General features: G+C 70.1%; 17 protein-coding genes. 11 read left to right on the top strand and 6 right to left on the bottom strand.

All coding sequences use genetic code 11. The annotated features are described in order from the left end of the window. Positions 1-11 precede the first annotated feature (11 nt). The 5 genes from P0084_RS09350 to repA all read right to left on the bottom strand — a co-directional run bounded on the left by P0084_RS09350 (position 12) and on the right by repA (position 4,358). Positions 12-347 carry a PIN domain-containing protein gene (locus P0084_RS09350; RefSeq protein ID WP_308916688.1) on the bottom strand — a complete coding sequence of 112 codons (336 nt, stop codon included), beginning with the start codon at positions 345-347 and terminating at the stop codon, positions 12-14. 71 nt (positions 348-418) lie between these two features. Next, complete coding sequence (locus P0084_RS09345) at positions 419-682, bottom strand: type II toxin-antitoxin system Phd/YefM family antitoxin (RefSeq protein ID WP_308916573.1); 264 nt, start codon at positions 680-682, stop codon at positions 419-421. 96 nt (positions 683-778) lie between these two features. Beyond that, positions 779-1,816, bottom strand: a complete 1,038-nt coding sequence (locus P0084_RS09340) for a replication initiator protein A (RefSeq protein WP_308916572.1) — start codon at positions 1,814-1,816, stop codon at positions 779-781. Between the two features lie 393 nt (positions 1,817-2,209). Continuing rightward, entirely contained in the window at positions 2,210-3,130 is a 921-nt protein-coding gene (repB, locus tag P0084_RS09335) for a plasmid partitioning protein RepB (protein WP_308916571.1), read from the bottom strand. Position 3,131: 1 nt separating this feature from the next. After that, positions 3,132-4,358, bottom strand: coding sequence for a plasmid partitioning protein RepA (gene repA, locus P0084_RS09330; RefSeq protein WP_308916570.1), 1,227 nt, complete (start codon positions 4,356-4,358; stop codon positions 3,132-3,134). A 346-nt stretch (positions 4,359-4,704) separates the two neighbouring features. On the opposite strand from repA, the gene P0084_RS09325 reads away from it, so the two are divergent. Both P0084_RS09325 and P0084_RS09320 read left to right on the top strand, forming a co-directional pair. Continuing rightward, on the top strand, positions 4,705-5,451 hold the full coding sequence (locus P0084_RS09325) for a histidine phosphatase family protein (RefSeq protein ID WP_308916569.1): 747 nt from the start codon (positions 4,705-4,707) through the stop codon (positions 5,449-5,451). After that, positions 5,448-6,248 (top strand): hypothetical protein, encoded by an 801-nt coding sequence (locus tag P0084_RS09320; protein WP_308916568.1) that lies wholly within the window; start codon positions 5,448-5,450, stop codon positions 6,246-6,248. The genes P0084_RS09325 and P0084_RS09320 overlap by 4 nt, the downstream gene beginning before the upstream one ends. 28 nt (positions 6,249-6,276) lie before the next feature. Here the strand turns inward: P0084_RS09320 and P0084_RS09315 are convergent, their stop codons facing one another. Then, positions 6,277-7,116 carry an AraC family transcriptional regulator gene (locus tag P0084_RS09315; RefSeq protein WP_308916567.1) on the bottom strand — a complete coding sequence of 280 codons (840 nt, stop codon included), beginning with the start codon at positions 7,114-7,116 and terminating at the stop codon, positions 6,277-6,279. A gap of 124 nt (positions 7,117-7,240) precedes the next feature. Between P0084_RS09315 and P0084_RS09310 the strand changes: the two genes are divergently transcribed. The 9 genes from P0084_RS09310 (at position 7,241) to phnE (ending at position 15,608) form a co-directional block, all read left to right on the top strand. After that, positions 7,241-8,020, top strand: a complete 780-nt coding sequence (locus P0084_RS09310) for a phytanoyl-CoA dioxygenase family protein (RefSeq protein WP_308916566.1) — start codon at positions 7,241-7,243, stop codon at positions 8,018-8,020. After that, positions 8,017-9,036 carry an ABC transporter permease gene (locus P0084_RS09305; RefSeq protein WP_308916565.1) on the top strand — a complete coding sequence of 340 codons (1,020 nt, stop codon included), beginning with the start codon at positions 8,017-8,019 and terminating at the stop codon, positions 9,034-9,036. Before P0084_RS09310 ends, P0084_RS09305 begins: the two co-directional genes overlap by 4 nt. Before the next feature lie 50 nt (positions 9,037-9,086). After that, a complete protein-coding gene (locus P0084_RS09300) occupies positions 9,087-10,040 on the top strand; it encodes a sugar ABC transporter substrate-binding protein (protein ID WP_308916564.1) in 954 nt (317 codons plus the stop codon). After that, positions 10,037-11,545 (top strand): sugar ABC transporter ATP-binding protein, encoded by a 1,509-nt coding sequence (locus tag P0084_RS09295; RefSeq protein WP_308916563.1) that lies wholly within the window; start codon positions 10,037-10,039, stop codon positions 11,543-11,545. Before P0084_RS09300 ends, P0084_RS09295 begins: the two co-directional genes overlap by 4 nt. Next, on the top strand, positions 11,542-12,489 hold the full coding sequence (locus tag P0084_RS09290; protein ID WP_308916562.1) for a ribokinase: 948 nt from the start codon (positions 11,542-11,544) through the stop codon (positions 12,487-12,489). The genes P0084_RS09295 and P0084_RS09290 overlap by 4 nt, the downstream gene beginning before the upstream one ends. Then, entirely contained in the window at positions 12,486-12,944 is a 459-nt protein-coding gene (rbsD, locus tag P0084_RS09285) for a D-ribose pyranase (protein WP_308916561.1), read from the top strand. The genes P0084_RS09290 and rbsD overlap by 4 nt, the downstream gene beginning before the upstream one ends. Beyond that, complete coding sequence (locus P0084_RS09280) at positions 12,941-13,759, top strand: 3-methyl-2-oxobutanoate hydroxymethyltransferase (protein ID WP_308916560.1); 819 nt, start codon at positions 12,941-12,943, stop codon at positions 13,757-13,759. The genes rbsD and P0084_RS09280 overlap by 4 nt, the downstream gene beginning before the upstream one ends. 101 nt (positions 13,760-13,860) lie before the next feature. After that, positions 13,861-14,757, top strand: coding sequence for a phosphate/phosphite/phosphonate ABC transporter substrate-binding protein (gene phnD / locus P0084_RS09275; protein ID WP_308916559.1), 897 nt, complete (start codon positions 13,861-13,863; stop codon positions 14,755-14,757). Next, positions 14,754-15,608 (top strand): phosphonate ABC transporter, permease protein PhnE, encoded by an 855-nt coding sequence (gene phnE, locus P0084_RS09270; RefSeq protein ID WP_308916558.1) that lies wholly within the window; start codon positions 14,754-14,756, stop codon positions 15,606-15,608. The genes phnD and phnE overlap by 4 nt, the downstream gene beginning before the upstream one ends. The last annotated feature ends 87 nt before the right edge of the window (positions 15,609-15,695 follow it).

Below are 15,695 nucleotides of genomic sequence, written 5' to 3'. Positions count from 1 at the left end.
ATCCGCCCATGCTACGTGACGGGCAGTTCCACCAGTGCCACCCCGGTGCGGTCGTAATGCCGCCCGTTGCAGGTTACGACGGTCGCGCCGACGACATGCGCGGTCGCCGCGATCATCAGGTCGTACGAGACATGCCCGACCCTAGCACAAAAGTTCCCCCAGACTTCTGCATCGGAAATTCCGAACGGCAGGATCCGGGAGGCCGACTGCCTCACGACGCCGTCGTACCACCGTTGCAGATCCTCAGCGAATCCCGGATCGCGAGGACGCTGCAGCGCGATGCCACGCGCGATCTCACCGATGGTGACGGTACTGATATAGAGAGCCCCTGCGTCCTGCGCGTCGATCCAGCCCTAGATCGCAGGCGCCCGATCCAGCCGCCGCGATAGCGACAGGACGTCCGTGTCGAGACGGAAGCTCAAAACTCGACGGGTCGCGCCTGAGCGTCGATGCGTGGAAATGGATCCGGCACATCCTCGCGCCATGGGATCGAAAGCAGGTGCTCCTTGAAGGCCTCCGCCTCCGTGCGCGTCTGGCTCGCCTCGCTCAAGCGCCGCCATTCCTCCACGGACACGACGACGACCGCGGGCTTGCCCCGGCGCGTCACCTCCTGCGGCTCGCCCGCCATGGCGGCGTCCACCACGGCCGAGAAGCGGGCCTTGGCATCCTGCAAGCTCCACATGCCGAACCCTCCTGACCAGTTCGCTGACCAGCTAGGGGAAACGGGGCGGCGTTGCAACGCGGCGGACCGCCCCCGCCGGCCCCAGAATGCACCGCGTCACGGCGCGCCACGCCGCTCGTACCATTTGCGGCAGAAGCCGGCGAAGGCCTTGTCCGCATCCCGCGGCGCATCCAGGCCGCCATCGGCCATCCAGCACCGCCATTCCTGTTCCAAGACGTAGATGTCCCAGCCCGGCGCGGCCTCCCGCCCGGCCTGCATTCCCGCGTCCGACAACCGGACCGCCCCCGTCGATTCCAGCGCCTTCGCCTCCGCGGCTTCGTGCATCGTGCCGCGGTTGGTGAAGCGGACGATCTCGCCCCCCTCCTCCAGTTCGATGGTATAGTCCGGCAGATGGTTCGTTTCCGCGATGTCCTTCAGCAGATAGCGGAAATGCTTCACCGGCGACTTGGAGCCCGACTTCTTGTGCAGGATCCCGATCCCGCACCGCCATTGCCGCTGCTGCCCGCAATGCTTGCGCGCCAGTTCGTAGATGCGCCGCTCCATGGGCTTGCGCAGCCGGAAGTAGGATGGATGGAGCGTCAGCACCTCCTGGTTGCGGATGGCGTTGAACACCCAGTCCGACAACGTCACCTCGACCCATTGCAGACGCCCGTCCAAGCCGAACTTGCGCCGCACGGACGACGATTCGATCAGGCCGAACGTGTCGATCTGCTCCTCGTCGCCGGACCGGATGTTGGTGCTGATCGTCGTGCCGCGCAGCCGTTCGAGCGATTCCACCAGAGCCTTGTAGTCCTTGCCCCCCGTGCCGCGGTTCGAGAAGGCCAGGAACTCGTGGCTGTTGATACGGACCCGCTTGGCGACCTTCTGCCCCCGCTTCAGGGCGCCCATGATCTGGCTGATCGCGTAGATCAGGATGTCCTTGTCGTAAATGGTCGCCAAGCCCTTCACGCTCGGCGTCACCTCCAGCCAATGGCCGTTGTGCTCGTAGCGACGGACCGTCGTCTCAGGCTTCTTCGACAGCGAATAGAACGGATGCTCCATCTCCTGGACGATGTCCTTCAGGACGGCGTCGCCCACGTCGCACACGAACAGTTCCGTTTGGGGATGACGATCGGGCAGGAGGTGATCGTCCACATTCGGGGGATCCGTGACGATCAGGACGTCGCCGGATGCATCATTCGGGGAATCGGTGACCATAGGCCGATATTCGGGGGAACGGTGACCATGTCAAGGGATTCGGGGTTTCGATGACCACAAGCATCTGTAGCATGCGAAATTCGGGGTATCGGTGACGATCGCGCCGCTCGAACCGCCCTGATGCCAGCGTTCGGGGGAACGATGACCCTGAACCGGGGGATCCGTGACGATCGTTCGGGGGATCGGTGACTGGCGATGCCGCAGAGCCGTGATAAGTCGAACGAAGTCAGACGCTTGGGCTAAACAAGCTCACGCGTAACACGACTCCTTAACACGATATAACACAGGCGAGGATCGGGCGGAGAACCGCGTCCCCAGACCCCCCGCCGATCATTCCCGCGCGGCCACCCATTCGTCATGAAGCCGCTCCAACCGCCCGGCCAACCAATCACCGAACCGCGCATCCTCGACCGTCAACCTGGCGCGACCTCCCTCGACCTGGACGGTCGCGATGCGCCCCCCAGGCCCGGACACCACCCTTCTGGGATCCGCCTGCCGCCTCGGTCTGGCGAGGCCCGCCATCACGGCCGAGAAGCGATCGTCCGACGTGTCGCCTTCGGCCAGCGCCGCGACCGCGTCCGCGCCGCGATCCCCGATCGCATCGGCGAGCCGGATCCAACGGTCGCGACCGAAGGACGGGGCCGCGCCGATCGCGTGCACGACCTGCAACGGGACGCGATCCATCACGTTCAGCATCCGGCTGATGACGGTCTTGTCCACAGCCAGCGCGGCCCCGATGGTCGTGCGGTCGTATCCCGCATCGACCATCTGACGCGCGAAGTTCGCGCGCTCAATGAAGGTCAGGTCCTTGCGATGCGCGTTCTCCTGACCCTGCGCGATCACCAGCGCACGGTCGTTCAGGTCGCGCACCAGCGCGCGGACGGGTTGGCCCAGACGCTTCAGCGCCGCGACCCGGCGGCGGCCGTACACGACCTCCCACCGTTCGGGATCGTTCGGATTGACCCTCAACAGGACGGGAACCTGCTGGCCGTATTCCCGGATCGACTCGGCCAGTCGGTCGAGGTCGGCATCCTCGTCCATGCGATCGGCGATGCCCGCACCGTCGATCATGCGGGCATCGACCTCGATCACGGCGCGCGACTTGAGGTCGGCGACCGATCGACTGACCGCCCCGATGGCGCCTCCCGCGGCGCGGGGGGCCGGGTCCCGCCTGCCGGACGCTGCCTCACGCGTCCCCGCCTGTGGTGCGGGCGCGTCCATCAACCCCTTCAACAGATCCTTGCGTGCCATGTCAGCGTCCCCATGCCCCTTGGATCAAGCCAGCGATCTCCGCGTTGGCCGCGTCCAGACTGTCGCGCGCCCGTTCGTACGTGGCGCGGGTGAATTGCGTGCGATCCACTTCGTAGAGCGTCTGCTTGGTCAAGCCCGCATCCGAGATGGCCGTGGATTTCAGGACCGGATGGTTCAGGACGTGATCGCCGAACATCGCCCGCATGAAGCCCACCATCTGGTTCTGGGGCCCGTCCCCCGGCTCGTACCGCGTCACCAGATAGCGCATCCAGTCGTACGACATGTCGCCCCCCGCATCCGCGACCACGCCAAGCAGGTTCGACACCATCAGGAGGAACTGGCACATCGACATCACGTCCAGCATCTGCGGATGCACGGTGACCAGAACGGCGGTGGCGGCCGAAAGGGCCGACATGGTCAGGAACCCCAATTGCGGCGGACAATCGACGACCACGACGTCGTAGTCATCCGATACGTCCGAAAGGGCATGGCCGATCCGGGTGAAGAAGAACCCGGCCTCCCCTGCCCCGCCCGCCAGCGCACGGGGGGTGTCGTGCTCGAACTCCATCAGCTCCAGGTTGCCCGGCACGATGTCGAGCCCGGCGATGTAGCTCGGGCGGATCACGTCGCGCAGCGGCACCGGGTCGTCGTAGCGGATCGCGTCGTAGATCGTCCCGCCATCCGGCAGGTCCATCTCCGGTTGATAGCCGTGCAGCGCCGACAGGCTGGCCTGGGGATCCAGGTCGATCGCCAGGACGCGATACCCGTCGAGCGCCAGCTTCTGCGCCAGATGCGCCGCGGTGGTCGTCTTGCCGGAGCCGCCCTTGAAGTTGATGACCGTCACGACCTGGCAGTGATCGCCCGAACGGCGACCGGGACGATAGGTGCCCGGCTGCTTGGCGCCCGCCTCCAAGAGGTCGCGCAGGTCCGACAGGTCCCGCGTGGTGTAGTGCCGCCGGCCGGCCTTCGTGGCGGGTTCGGGGCCTCGACCGTCCAGATGCAGCCGCCGCAGATAGGCGTCCTTGACGCCCAGCAGTTTGGCCGCCTCCCCCGACGTGAAGGAGCGCATGACCCGGCGCGCATCGGGCGGGAACAGTTGCGCGCGGTGGGCCTGCAGGCGTTGCGACAACAGATGGGCGTGCCGACCCACCAACTCGTCGATCCGGGGTTTCCGCGCGGGATCGGGCCGGCCCAAGCTGGCCCCTTCGTTCGGGGGTGTGCCGTCCATGTCCTGGCCTCCGGTGCTGCGCCGTCTGGGCGCTTGTTACGGCGCGCGGCGTTCTGACTGCTCGTTGGCGTATCTGACCGCGGCGGGATGCATCGCGCAAGTATCGTCCGTGTGCGGCCCGACCCCGTTGCGGACCCGCAACTGGCCATCGGCCCGCTCGAGTTGACAGCTGTCAACTCGGCGGCAGGCCGGACCGAGCAGATGGACGGCACGTCGTTCGAGTTGACAGCTGTCAACTCCGCACGACGTCCGTGCGTCGATGGGGGTGGGGATCCCGCCATGACATGTCATATACCGGATGCGGGCCCCGCCCCGCCCCTGCCACCGAACCGGGAGATGCCACATCATGAGACCGTACCGACCCCTCGCCCTCGCGCTGGCGGCCATGCTGGCGACGGCGCTGCCCCCAGCCGCGCAGACCATGTCGGGCGCCGTCGCGCGCGACGGCGATGGCGGTCGGTTGAGCATGGTGATGCCTGGGTCGGCGAGCGACCCCGACCGGGTCGTGGCGGAGGAACTGACGTTCGCCCCGTGGGAAACGCTCGATGCGTTGTTGCGCGACGACGTCGTCCTCTTGATGCGACACGGCCCGACGGACTGGTCCATGCGCGACGCGACCGACGTGGCGCCGGACGATTGCGAGAACCAGCGCGTGATGACCGAACCGGGCAAGCGGCAGATGTACGAGCTGGGAGCCTTGATGGTGGCCCACGACCTGCGGCCTGGACGGATCGTCGTCAGCGACTGGTGCCGCAACCAGGAAACGCTGGACGCGATGCGTCGGGGCATGCTGGACGCCGACCCCGCCGCGCTGGACGGGATCGCCGTCGAGACCATGAGCGACCTGAACCTGTTGTTGGCGCTGCAGGGCGCCCCCGACGTGGCGGCGATGCGCGACTTCATCGAGGACTGGGACGGCGGAAACGGACAGGGGCCGCTGCTGGTGATCTCGCACTTCACGAACATTCAGGAGCTTACGGACGTTTCGGTGTTCGAAGGTCAGATGCTGCTGCTCGACCCGCGCGAGGGGAGTCGGGTGCTGGGCATGTTGCGCTTGGCATCCGCCACGCCCGACGTGGGGCATTTCGAATGAGCCCCCGTCGCATCGCCGCCGCCGCCGCCGCCGTCGCGCTGAGCGTCCTGGCATCGGTCGCGGCCGCGCAGGAGGCGCGCGAGATGAAGGGCGACGGCTGGTCCGCCGCCATCGCGCCCGTGTCGGGCTTCACCGGCGAGATGACCATGACCATGGAGAGCGAGACGCCCCAGGACATGGCCGTCACGGAAGCGATCCGCTTCGAGCCGTGGCAGATGCTGGATGAGCTCTTCCGCAACGACATCGTCTTCGTGATGCGCGCCGGTCCGTCCGACTGGGACGCCCCCGACGACCCGGAGGCCGGACCGATGGACTGCACGGGACAACGGCCGCTGTCCAACCGCGGCGACGATGCGATGCGGCAGCTGGGCACGTTGCTCGTCGTCAACGAGTTGCGCCCCGGCCGGATCCTCGTGTCCGAACGCTGCGCGGCGCAACAGACATATGCCGCGCTGGAGCGCGGGATGCTGAACCTCGACATGAACGCGCTCGACGGCATGACCGCGGACCTGGATCCGCGCCTGACGCGGCTGGGAACGCGGAACGGGGGCGACGGCGCATCGCTGCGCGAGGTCGTGATGGACTGGGACGGGGGCGAGGGGGAGGGACCCCTGCTGGTTATCACTCATTTCGACAACGTGGAGGCGATGACGAACTTCCGCATCTACGAAGGCGAGATGCTGATGGTCGATCCCAAGCGTGACGGGCGGGTGCTGGGCTATCTGCGGCTGGCATCGGCCACGCCCGATCCGCTGCGCTATCCCGCCGACGTGGTGGAACGCTCGATGGCGGAGTGACGCAGGGTCGTTCGCGGGCGGATCGCCGTCAGACCCGTCCCGCGCGCCATGCCCCCGGGGCGAGGCCCGTTTCCTGCCGGAAGGCGCGCGAGAAGTGATAGACGTCGCAGAACCCGCAGCGCAGCGCCACGGTCTTCAGGGGCGTGTTCCCTTCAGCGATCAGCCGCTGCGCGAGGGTGATCCGCTCGCGCCGCAGCCAGGCCCGCGGGGCCAGGGACAGGTGACGTGCGAACAGGCGGCGCAACTGTGCTTCGGACAGGCCGGTGACGGCGGTCATCTCCCCGGCGGACCACGCCAGTTCGGGACGGGCGCGCATCGCCCGCAGCAGGGGGTCCAGCACCTTCGGCATCCCGCGCCCGCAATCGTCCCCCCAGCCCTGCGGCAGGTGGTCCAGCAGTTCGGCCACCATCCGGTTCAGCCGCAGATCCGTCCCCACGCCGGGGGAGGGGGCGCGCAGCAGGGCGAACAGGCGTTCGAACCAGGCCAGCGCGCCCGCGGGCCGGGCCAGGCGCGTCACCGTCTGCGCCCCGGGGTGGAGCGCGGACCGCATCGCACCCAGTTCCGGCCCGTCGATCCGGCACCAAGCCAGCGTCCAGGGATCGGCCTCGTCGGCCCTGTGACCGTGGGGCCCGTCGTTGGCGATCCAGGCCAGATCGCCCTGGGCCACCCGCTGCGCCCGCCCGCCGCTGTCGATCGTGCCGCGTCCCGACAGGCATAGCAGGAGGTCCTGGCCGGGATACGCCGGCCGCCGGACCGCATCGCCCGGCCCCGCCGTCAACCGTCCGGCCCGCGTGACGGTCATGCCCGTTCGGGTCCACCCCGCGGCCGGGATGTGGGTCAGGTCGATGCGATGGACGGGGTCGGCCATGCGCGTTGCGTACAAAACGGACGGCTGGAACGTCAATCGACGGATGGGCGCCCGGAGGCCAGATTGCACCGAACGCAACGCCGCCGGGCCACGGGGCCGGGGCCGCCTCAGGGGAGACGAGAGCATGGCGAACGACACCGACATCCGACCGACCGCCGACGAAGCGGCGGCCTATGCCCGGGACGGCTACTTCATCCGCAAGGGCCTGCTGTCCCCCGACGAGGTGGAGGACTTCCGCGGCCACGCCCGGGCCCAGCTGGAAGCGGAGGCCGCGGCGGGCGGGATCATGTCCAAGGGCGACAAGCAGGGCAATGCGACGCTCCTGAAGATGTGGACCACCGCGGGCGACGACAAGTACGGCCTGCTGGCGCGCGACGAGCGCATGGTGGGCCTGGCGGAGTCGACGATCGGCGCGCCGATCTACCTGTACAGCCACAAGATGACCATGAAGCAGCCGCGCGAGGGCGGGGCCTGGGAATGGCACCAGGACTTCGGGTACTGGTACAACTATGGCTGCCTGGCGCCGCAGATGAACAGCATCTACGTCAGCCTCGACCGCGCCACGCGGGAGAACGGCTGCCTGCAGGTCCTGAAGGGCACGCACGCCCTGGGCCGCCTGGACCACATCCGCGAGGACGGGCAGACCAACGTGAGCCAGGAGCATCTGGACGCCGCGCTGGAACGGTTCGAGCACGTCTATGTCGAGATGGAGCCCGGCGACGCGCTGGTCTTCCACGGCAACCTGCTGCACCGGTCGGACGCGAACCGGTCCGATCAGCATCGCTGGGGCTACATCTGCTCGTACAACGCGGTCGAGAACGCGCCCTTCAAGCGGGTGCGCGACTATGGCAACTACGAGGAACTGAAGACGGTGGCCGCCGGCAGCTTCAAGGACGCCGCATGAGCGCAGCGGACGTCCAGTCCGCGCCGGGCCGGACCCGGCGCGGCGCCCTGTCCCGCCTGTTCGGCCTGCGCGAGACGGGGGTCGCCCTGGCGCTCATCGCGCTCTGCGTGGTGCTGTCGCTGGCGACCGAAAGCTTCCTCACGCAGACGAACCTGCTGAACGTCGGGCGCCAGGTGTCGCTTCTGGGCATCATGGCGGTCGGCATGACCTTCGTTCTGATCTCGGGCGAGGTCGATCTGTCCATCGGCTCGATCTATGCGTTCGCGGGGCTGGCCACCGGCATGCTGATCGTGGGCGGCTGGGCCCTGCTGCCCGCGCTGGCGGCGGGGCTGCTGTGCGGTGCGGTGATCGGGGCGATCAACGGGCTGCTGTCGACCTATGGCCGCCTGCCCAGCCTGATCGCGACGCTTGGCATGCTGTCGATCGTGCGCGGCGCCGCGCTGATCCTGACCGACGGCCGTCCCGTCACGGTGAACGAGCGCCTCGGCGCAGACCCCGACACGCTGGCGGCGTTCGAGTTCATGGGGCAGGGGCGCCTGTTCGACGTGATCCCCATGCAGCTGGTGTTCTTCGCCGCCGTGGCCGCCGTGGCCTGGGCGGTGCTGGCGGGCACGACCTTCGGGTTCCGCGTGTTCGCCGTGGGCGGCAGCGCGAAGGCCGCGCGCATCAGCGGGATCCGCATCGAAGCCGTGAAGATCTGGGCGTTCACCGTCATGGGGACGTTGGCCGCCCTGGCGGGCATTCTGGCGATGGCGTTCCTGCCTTCCGGTCAGGCGGGCCGCACCGGCCTGGGGCTGGAGCTGGACGTGATCGCCGCGACGATCATCGGCGGCGCGTCGCTGGCCGGTGGGGAGGGCACGATCCTGGGCACGATCCTGGGCGTGCTGATCATCGGCGTGATGCGCAACGGACTGGTCCTGATGGGCGTGTCGCCTTTCGTCCAGGAATTGATGATCGGGTTGGTGATCATCGTGGCCGTGGCCATCGACAAGTGGAGCCGTCGCCGAGGCGGTTGAACGAAGGGGCCCGCCGTCGAATGGTGGCCCCACCAAAGGGAGGAAAGACCATGAGAACCCTGTTCGCGATCGGCCTGATCGCCTGCGCGCCCGCGGCCGCCCTGGCCCAGGCCAACGTGTCCGACTTCGCCCTGTCCGACCGGATCGCCCAGAAGGTCGAGGCGGGCGAGGAGCTGAACGTCTTCGTCAGCTATCATGACGTCAGCAACGAGTTCGCGCCGTCAGTGCGCGCGGGCGTCGAGCGCGCCGATGCGGAGGACGGCGTCACCGCCCGCTTCATCGGCCCCGTGGGCGCCGACGCCGACGGCCAGATCTCGGAGATCGAGACCCTGATGGACCAGATCGACGGGCTCGCGATCTCGTCGGTGTCGACGGACGCCGTGGCGCCCCTGATCGACCGTCTGATGGAGGCCGGCATCCCCGTCGTGACCTACAACACCGACAACCCGGATTCGGGGCGGCTGGCCTTCGCGGGACAGGACTTGGTTCAGTCGGGCCGCGAGGCAGGCAAGCTGATGGCAGACGTGCTGGGCGGCGAGGGGCGGGTGGTCATCACCACGCTGGACGCCGCCGCGCAGTGGTCGATCGACCGCGAGACGGGCGCGCGAGAGGCACTGGAGGAGGCCGGGGTCGAGGTCATCGCCACGATCAACACCGGCACCGATCCGCAGGAGATCTATGCCTCCATCGAGAACGCGATGCTGGCCAACCCGAACGTGGACGGGATCCTGTCGCTCGAATGCTGCTCCACCCCCGCGGCGGGCGAATGGGTCGAGCGCAACGGCGCGGTGGACCGCATCGACGTCGTGGGCTTCGACCTGCTGGACGGGACCGTGGCGCTGGTGGCCGACGGCGTGATCGACGCGACGATCGACCAGGCGCCGGAGCGTCAGGGCTACGAGGCGGTGGACCTGATCCGGCGGTTCCTGGCCGGCGAAACGATCGAGGACGTCGATACGGGCGTCGGCATCTATACGCAGGACAACATCGCCGAAGTCCAGTGACGGACGGCGATGCCATCCTGGAGGTCCGGGGGCTGACCAAGCGGTTCCCGGGCGTCCTGGCACTGGACGACGTCAGCTTGGCCTTCCGGCCGGGCGAGGTCCACGCCGTGATCGGCGAGAACGGCGCGGGCAAGTCCACGCTGATGCACGTGCTGGGCGGCGACCTGTCGCCCGATGCGGGCGCGGTTTACCTGGGCGGCGCGCCGGTGCGTCTGGCCGGTCCGCTGGACGCGCAGTCCCGCGGCATCGGCGTCGTGTACCAGGAGCTGGCGCTGTGCCGGAACCTGACGGTGGCCGAGAACGTCACCATGCCCACCGTCGCGGCGCGCGGCGCGGTGCGGCCCATGCCACGCGCCGCGATGCGCGACATGACGCGGCGCGCGCTGGCGCGGCTGGGCATGGGTCATGTCGACCCCGACACGCCCGTGTCCCGCCTGTCGGTGGCCGAGATGCAGATGGTCGAGATCGCGCGCGCCATCGGGCGCGACGTCCGCGTGCTGGTGCTGGACGAGCCCAACAGCGCCCTGTCCCCCCGCGAGTCGGAGGAGCTGTTCCGCGTCGTGCGCCAGCTGCGCGGCGAGGGGGTCTGCGTCCTCTACGTGTCGCATTACCTGGACGAGGTCCTGGGTCTGGCCGACCGGATCAGCGTCCTGCGCGACGGCCGCCACGTCGAGACGATGAATGCCGCCGACGCCGACGAGGACCGGTTGATCCGCGCGATGGTGGGTCGCGACCTGGTGGGCGCGACGCCCTTCGCCCTGAGCCCCGCCGCGGAGGCCAGCGCCGACGCCCCCGCGGTGCTGGAGGTCGCGGGTCTGGCCTGCGCGCCCGACGTCGCGGACGTGTCCTTCACGCTGCGGGCGGGCGAGATCCTGGGGGTGGGCGGGCTGCCGGATTCGGGCAAGGACAGCCTGGGCGATGCCCTGTTCGGACTGCGACCGCGCAGCGGATCCGTCCGCGTGGACGGGCGCGAGGTCGGCGCGTCGTCGGGGGCCGCCCTGCGCGCGGGGCTGGCGTACATCCCCGCGGACCGGCGCAACGGGGGCATGCTGTCGACCATGTCGGTGGCCCACAACGTCGTCGCCTCCACCCTCGGGGCGGTGTCCTGGGCGGGCATCCTGCGCCGCCGCGCGGTGGAGCGCACGGCACGCGCGCAGGTGGCGCGGCTGGACGCGCGCATCAGCAGCCTGGGCCAGCGCATCGCCACGCTGTCGGGGGGCAACCAGCAGAAGATCATCCTGAGCCGCGGGCTGGTCAGCGACCCCCGCGTCCTGATCCTGCACGAGCCGACGCGCGGCGTGGACGTGGGCGCGAAGGCGGAGATCTATGCCATCCTGCGGGACGTGGCCGCCGAGGGCGTGGGCATCGTGATGATCACGTCGGAGATGACGGAGCTGGTGCTGCAGGCGTCGCGGGTCGTGGTCGTGCGCGCCGGGCGGCTGTCCGACGAGCTGACGGGCGCCGCCATCACCGAGGAGGCGATCATGCAGAGGGCCGTGCCATGACGGGCGGACCGGTCATCACCGTGGTCGGCAGCTTCGCCGTCGGGCTGACGATGCGGGCGCCCAAGCTGCCCGTCTTCGGCGAAACCATGTTCGGGCGCGAGTTCGACATGGGTCCGGGCGGCAAGGGGTCGAACCAGGCGGTCGCCGCCGCGCGCCTGGGCGCGGACGCGGCCCTGGTCGCGGTCGTCGGGCGCGATCAGCTGGCCGAGGTCGGTCATGCCCTGTGGCGGGCGGACGGGGTCGACGCGACGCATGTCCGGGTGGACGACGCCCGGGCCACGGGGGCGGGGTTCATCATCCTGAACGAGGCGGGGGACAACTTCATCCTGCTCGACATGGGCGCGAACGAGGCGATGGACGCCGCCCGCGTGGACGCCGCCGAGGACCGGATCGCGCGGAGCGACGTCGTCGCCACCGTGCTGGAGATCCCGATGGCCGCCGCGGCGCGCGCCATGGCGTTGGGGCGGCGGCACGGCGCGCGCACCATCCTGAACCCGGCCCCCGCCGCGCCCGTCCCGGCGGACGTCCTTCCGAATGTCGACTACATGACGCCCAACGAATCGGAGCTTCGGATCCTGCTCGGGCTGCGCCCCGACGATCCGCGCTCGTCCCGCGAGCTGGCCCGCGAGTTGCGGGCGCGGGGCGTGTCGAACGTCGTGGTCACGTTGGGCGGGCGCGGCGCGCTCGTGCTGACGGAGGAGGGCGAGACCACCGTCGAGGCGCTGCCCCTGTCCCCCGTCGACACGACCGGGGCGGGCGACGCGTTCAACGCGGGCTTCGCCACCGCCCTGGCCGAGGGCCGGCCGCTGATGGACGCGGTGCGCATGGGGGTGGCCTGCGGCGGCCATGCCTGCACCGCGCTCGGGGTCATCCCCGCGCTGCCCGACCGGGCGCAGGCCGACGCCTTTCTGTCCAACGTTCCCCAACCCCGGAGGTCCCGATGAAGCGGTCCCGCCTGCTGAACGCCGAGTTGTCCCATGCGATCGCCAGCATGGGCCACGGCGACCTGATGATCGTCTGCGACGCGGGGTTCCCCATCCCGCGAGATGCCTGGCGCATCGACCTGGCGCTGGTGCCCGACGTGCCCGACCTGAAGACCGTTCTGGGCGCCGTCGCGGACGCATTCATCGCCGAGAAGGTCGCCTATGCCGACACGCTGCCCGAGCACAACGCGCCGCTTCTGGAAACCGTGCGCGGCCTGTTCCCCGACGCCGAGCATGGGTTCGAGACGCACGAGGACATCCTGGGCGGACTGGCCGCGCGGGCGAAGTGCATCGTCCGGACGGGCGCGTTCGACCCGTGGGGGAACATCCTGCTCTATTCCGGGGTGGAGGTGCGGGACTGGTTCTCGAAGCCCGGAACGGTGGCGCCGGACTACTATGCCGACAAGCTGACGTGACGGCGCGCCTGTTCGATTTCGGCGGCCGCCCGGTGGAACGCCACTGGACGGTGGCCAGCCTGCGCACGCTGAAGGGCACCGGCCGCCGCGCCGTGCAGACCACGGCCGAAACGCGCGAGGAGGCGGCGGCGGCCCATGCGGCGGGCATCGGGATGCTGGTCTGCCGGGCCGCGAGCGTGCCGCAGGTCCGCAGCCATGCGCCGCACGCCTTCCTGACCGCCGCCCTGGGCTTCGACGCCGCGATCACCGCCGACGAGATGCTGCGCGCGGCCTTCGGAGCGGTCGCCGCGGGGGCGGATGCGGTCATCACGGGTCGCAGCCCCGCCATGGTCGAGGTGCTTGCGCGCGAGGAGATCCCCGTGATGGGGCATCTGGGCTTCGTGCCGCGCAAGTCGACCTGGCGGGGGCGGGTCCGCGCCGTGGGCCGCGACGCCGCGGAGGCGAAGGCCCTGGCGGAGGCCTTCCGCCGCCTGGAGGATGCGGGCGCCTTCGCCGTGGAGGCGGAGCTGGTGGCGCAGGACGCGTTGGCCGCGATCGCGCCGCGCACCGGCCTCGTCGTCGTGTCGCTGGGTTCCGGTCCGGCGGGGGAGGTGGCGTTCCTGTTCCAGGACGACGTGTGCGGCGGTCCCGGACGCCTGCCGCGCCACGCCCGCGCCTATGGCGACGTCGCGGCGCTGCAGGCCCGCGTCCACGAGGAACGCGTCCGCGCCCTGGGCGCCTGGACCGCCGACGTGGAAGCGGGGACCTTTCCCGCCGCGGCCCAGAGCGTGGCCATGCATCCGGGGGAGGCCGACCGCCTGGCGGGGTCGCTTTGACGGAACGGGGCGGCCGCGACGCGCCTTGACGGGCCATCCGATATGCACGACGCACGGCCCCCGACGCCGCCCGCGACCCGAGCCCAAAAGGTCCCACGCCCATGCCGATCCGATCCGCGACCCGGATGGTCTCCGCCGCGCTGACCGCCCTGACGGCCCTGGCGGCGGGGGCCGCGGCGCAGGGGACCCACGACCCGGACACCCTGCGCGTGGCCCTGCTGCCCGACGAGGACGCGGCGACCGTGATCCAGGACAACGCGCCGCTGGCCGCGCATTTGGAGGAGGCGTTGGGCCGCGGGGTCGAGATGGTGGTGACGACGGATTACTCGTCGATGATCGAGGCGATGCGCTTCGGGCGCATCGACGTCGCGTATTTCGGCCCCGTGTCCTATACGATCGCGAAGGACCGCGTGGCGGGCGGGGCGATCGACATCGAGCCGTTCGCGGCGCGGGTGACGGACGGGGCCACGACCTATCGCTCCGTGCTGATCGCGAACGCGGATGCGGGGATCGCCGCGCTGGCCGACGTGGCGGGGTCGGGGATCGACGTGGCGTTCGGGGATCCGGCCTCCACCTCCAGCCACTACGCGCCGCGGTATGCGCTGCTGGGGGAGGGCGCGGTCGCGGGCGAGGATTACACCCCGCGGTTCACGGGGGCGCACGACGCGGTGGCCCGCAACGTCGAGCTGGGCAACGCCCCGATCGGCGGCCTGAGCGAGCCCATCTTCGAGCGGCTGGTCGAACGGGGCACCATCGACGCGGACCGCGTCGTCGTGCTGGGCCACACCGCCGCGCTGCCGCAATACCCCTGGGTCCTGCGCACCGACCTGACGGCCGCGTTGCAGGACCGCATCCGCGCGGCGTTCCTGGACCTGGAAGCCGGGACCGCGATGGGCGACGCCGTGCTGGCGCCGTTCAAGGCGGAAGGCTTCGCGCCCATCGACGATGCGGCCTTCGACGTGATCCGCGACATCCGGCGGACCGTGCAGGACGAATGACGCCGCCGGGCCGGGACACCCTGATCCGGTCCATCCTGGCCGCGGACCGCGCGCGCCGCAGACGGGCCCGGTGGCGGGGGGGGCTGGTCCTGGCCGTGGTGGCGGCCTGCTTCTGGACGACGGGGATGCTGGACGGGGCCCGGTTGGCGGACGGTTTGCCCGCCATCGGCACGCTGCTGGCCGAGATGCTGCCCCCCGACTTCGGACGCTGGCGGGACTGGGTCGTTCCCATGGCCGAAACGCTGGCGATGTCGGTCGCGGGCACGGCCCTGGCGCTGGCGGCGTCGCTGCCGCTGGCGCTGCTGGCGGCGCGGAACACGACGCCGAACCGGTGGCTGCACGCCGCGGCGCGGGGGGTCCTGAACGTCCTGCGCGCCATACCGGAGCTGATCCTGGGCATCGTCTTCGTGGCCGCGGTGGGGTTCGGGATGCTGCCGGGCGTGCTTGCGTTGGGGCTGCATTCGGTCGGCATGGTGGGCAAGTTCTTCGCCGAAGGGATCGAGCACGCGCATCCCGCGCCGATCGAGGCGGTGGAGGCGACGGGCGCGTCGCGCCTGCAGGTCGTTGGCCACGCCATCCTGCCGCAGGTGTGGCCGCAATTCGCCGACATCGCGATGTACCGGTGGGAGTACAACTTCCGCGCCTCCACCGTGATGGGCATGGTCGGCGCGGGCGGGATCGGCACGGAGCTGATCGGGTCGCTGCGCATCCTGGATTACGGTCAGGTGTCCGCGCTGCTGTTGGTCGTGCTGGGCGCGGTGACCGCGGTGGACGCGATGGGGGCGGCCCTGCGCCATCGGTTGCGGTCGGGCAGGGGCGGGGCCGTCGTCCACGCAGGCGCGGCGCGGTGAGACGGGTTTCGCTGCGCTGCGGCGAAATTGTTCTCGGGCCTGGGGCGCGACGGGGGTGCCGGCGGGATCAGATTGGACCGGAGCACG

This window comes from Jannaschia maritima (genome assembly GCF_030973515.1).
Taxonomy (GTDB): Bacteria; Pseudomonadota; Alphaproteobacteria; order Rhodobacterales; family Rhodobacteraceae; genus Jannaschia; species Jannaschia maritima.
Note: the sequence above shows the minus strand (reverse complement) of the source record. Positions and strands in the feature narration are given on the sequence as shown.

Coding starts and splice junctions, on each gene's coding strand:
- P0084_RS09310 (WP_308916566.1), top strand. CDS start 7,241: ATGGCGAACGACACCGACATCCGACCGACCGCCGACGAAGCGGCGGCC.
- phnD (WP_308916559.1), top strand. CDS start 13,861: ATGCCGATCCGATCCGCGACCCGGATGGTCTCCGCCGCGCTGACCGCC.
- repB (WP_308916571.1), bottom strand. CDS start 3,130: ATGGCACGCAAGGATCTGTTGAAGGGGTTGATGGACGCGCCCGCACCA.
- P0084_RS09315 (WP_308916567.1), bottom strand. CDS start 7,116: ATGGCCGACCCCGTCCATCGCATCGACCTGACCCACATCCCGGCCGCG.
- P0084_RS09320 (WP_308916568.1), top strand. CDS start 5,448: ATGAGCCCCCGTCGCATCGCCGCCGCCGCCGCCGCCGTCGCGCTGAGC.
- phnE (WP_308916558.1), top strand. CDS start 14,754: ATGACGCCGCCGGGCCGGGACACCCTGATCCGGTCCATCCTGGCCGCG.
- rbsD (WP_308916561.1), top strand. CDS start 12,486: ATGAAGCGGTCCCGCCTGCTGAACGCCGAGTTGTCCCATGCGATCGCC.
- P0084_RS09300 (WP_308916564.1), top strand. CDS start 9,087: ATGAGAACCCTGTTCGCGATCGGCCTGATCGCCTGCGCGCCCGCGGCC.
- P0084_RS09345 (WP_308916573.1), bottom strand. CDS start 682: ATGTGGAGCTTGCAGGATGCCAAGGCCCGCTTCTCGGCCGTGGTGGAC.
- P0084_RS09325 (WP_308916569.1), top strand. CDS start 4,705: ATGAGACCGTACCGACCCCTCGCCCTCGCGCTGGCGGCCATGCTGGCG.
- repA (WP_308916570.1), bottom strand. CDS start 4,358: ATGGACGGCACACCCCCGAACGAAGGGGCCAGCTTGGGCCGGCCCGAT.
- P0084_RS09305 (WP_308916565.1), top strand. CDS start 8,017: ATGAGCGCAGCGGACGTCCAGTCCGCGCCGGGCCGGACCCGGCGCGGC.
- P0084_RS09290 (WP_308916562.1), top strand. CDS start 11,542: ATGACGGGCGGACCGGTCATCACCGTGGTCGGCAGCTTCGCCGTCGGG.